Genomic DNA, 2,451 nt, shown 5'->3' with positions numbered 1-2,451 from the left:
AAGGGGTTTGCCGCGCTTCTGGATCAAAATGTTTAGTCTTCCGCCCTTGCCGCAAATAAGCAATATTGTTCATGTTGTGTTCCGAAGAGTAGGGCTTGTTGTGGCTAACTATCCATTTGGATTGAACTGATTTTTTCGCATTTTCGCGGCTGTCTGCCGTCTCTTCGTGGGCGCGGGTTGAAACCGAGGTATCGAGCTATGGAAAACGAAAACATTCTTAAGGGCTTGAACAGCGCCCAGCGCGAAGCGGTTCTGGCGAAGGACGGGGCTTTCGTCGTTGTCGCCGGAGCTGGGTCCGGAAAAACGACGGTCCTGTCTCGCCGCGTCGCGAACCTGATCTACGACGGCGTCGAGCCAAATCAGATATTGCTGCTGACCTTTACGCGTGCGTCCGCGAAGGAAATGATCGAGCGCGCAAGGAGGCTGCACGAGCGGGCCATCGACGTGACGGGCGGTACCTTTCACTCGATAGCTCATCGTTTGGTGACCGAGAACCGCACCATGCTGGGCTTCCCAGAGAAGCTCACTATTCTCGACCCCGAGGATGTTAAGGCGTCGTTCCGAAAGATCGCGGCGGAGATCGGCGACAAAGATGAAAATTTTCCGAAGGCGGCGGCTCTCGCCAAGATGCACTCCTTCGCGCTCAATACCGGCCGGGACATTGAGGACATCATTGCTGATCGGCATGAGGATTTCATCTACGCGACTAACTTCGTGACTGAGTGCCGTGAGGCCTACAAAAAATTCAAGCGTGAGCGCGGTCTGCTCGATTACGACGATCTTCTGGTGGCTTGGGACAAGATGCTTGATCACCCGGAAGTCGCGAAAAAGATCCGCAAGATGTTTCGTTACGTGCTCGTCGACGAGCATCAGGACTCGAACTTCCTTCAGTGCTCGATCATCGAGAAACTCGGCGGCCCCACTCCGAACGTGATGGTGGTGGGCGACCCCGCTCAGTCTATTTACGGCTTCCGTGGGTCGGCACCTCGCACGATGTTCGCCTTCATGGAAGCGTGGCCCGGCATCAAGATGATTAATCTCGAGGTCAACTATCGTTCCACCGCCTCCATTCTCGGCGTGGCAAATGCGGTCGATCGTTCCATGCGGGAGCGGTTTGAGCGTCAACTGAAGCCCGTTCCGAACAACTTCGGCACCGATCCTCTTCTAGTGAAGGTTCCGGGCATCGACGATGAGGCATCTTTTATCGCTGATGAGATCCTAGAGAAGAAGCTTAACGGTGTTGAGCTTCATGAGCAGGCGGTTCTGGTGCGTTCGATGACGCAGGCTAGGCACGTCGAAGCCGAGTTCATGAGCCGCAAGATCCCCTATCGGGTGGTAGGGGGCATGAAGATCGTCGAGGCGGCTCACATCAAGGACTTGCTCTCCCTCGCTCGCACCGTGACCAATCCGATGGATGAGCCGGCTTGGATCAGAGTGTTGACGAAGGCTCGCCGGATCGGCGACAAGAAGGCGCTGAAGATCTTCAACGCCGTTCGGGACGCATATCAATCCGGCAACGATCTTTCTAAGGTCGTGATCGCATCCGCAGGCAAATCCGAGGACATCGGGGATCTGGTGGCGGCCCGGGATGCCATGGCGCTGAATATTCCACCCGTGGAGGCGCTATCGATGGCCGTGGAGCGCATGAAGCCGATTTTCGAGCTGGTCTACAAGGAGGACTGGAAAACGCGTCAGAGCGACCTTAAGGCCGTCGTGGACCTTGCTGACAAACATGTCGATCTCGCCGAGTTTCTCTCTCAGGTGACGCTGGATTACTCCGTCGACAAGAAATCTGAGGGCAGCCCCATGGATGACAGCGAACGTCCGGTCACGATCTCGACGGTACATTCAGCCAAGGGTTTGGAGTGGGATGTCGTTTTCATCCCCTCTTTCATCGATGGTCACATACCTTCGCTGTTCACTCGGGACATCGATGGAGAGGAAGAGGAGCGCAGGGTTCTGTACGTCGCGGTAACGCGCCCGAGAAAGGAACTCGTCTTCGTGAAGCGGTCTCTAGATCGTGAGGGACGAATGGTTTCCCCCTCCCGTTTCGAGGATATCTTCCTGGATATGGTAGTCGAGCGAAAGATCGGACTTGAACGCCGACCGGCCGGTTTCGAGATGGGTGGCTTACGGGCGAGCATCGACGTTTTCGGCTGATTCTTTTCGCTCGGGTTCCGGTTGTCAAACGGCGTGACATCATCGGCGATCCTACGGTTGCCGACGCCATGCTCGACCGGATCATTCACAACACCCATCGCTTCACACTGGAAGGAGGCAGCATGCGAAACAAAAACCGCCGTCACCATTCACACAACTTGAAAGCCACGAAACTGAAACTCAACAGATAATCGCAAATCTGGATGGAACAAAGTGTCCGGTAATTAGCGGAACTCCTGTCCAGTTTTTCCGGAATACGCAATGGTGGCCGTATTTTCCATCTCGAACCTT

Annotated in this window: 2 protein-coding genes; both read left to right on the top strand. The window is 55.3% G+C overall.

The window, feature by feature from the left end; genetic code table 11:
- Positions 1–198 precede the first annotated feature (198 nt).
- On the top strand, positions 199–2,160 hold the full coding sequence (locus tag E1297_RS02765; protein ID WP_155133611.1) for an ATP-dependent helicase: 1,962 nt from the start codon (positions 199–201) through the stop codon (positions 2,158–2,160).
- A complete protein-coding gene (locus tag E1297_RS51175) occupies positions 2,157–2,351 on the top strand; it encodes an ATP-binding protein (RefSeq protein ID WP_155133614.1) in 195 nt (64 codons plus the stop codon). Before E1297_RS02765 ends, E1297_RS51175 begins: the two co-directional genes overlap by 4 nt.
- The last annotated feature ends 100 nt before the right edge of the window (positions 2,352–2,451 follow it).

Source organism: Roseibium sp. RKSG952 (assembly GCF_009711355.1).
The sequence above is the reverse complement of the archived record's forward strand: the minus strand, read 5'-3'. Positions and strand labels throughout refer to the sequence as shown.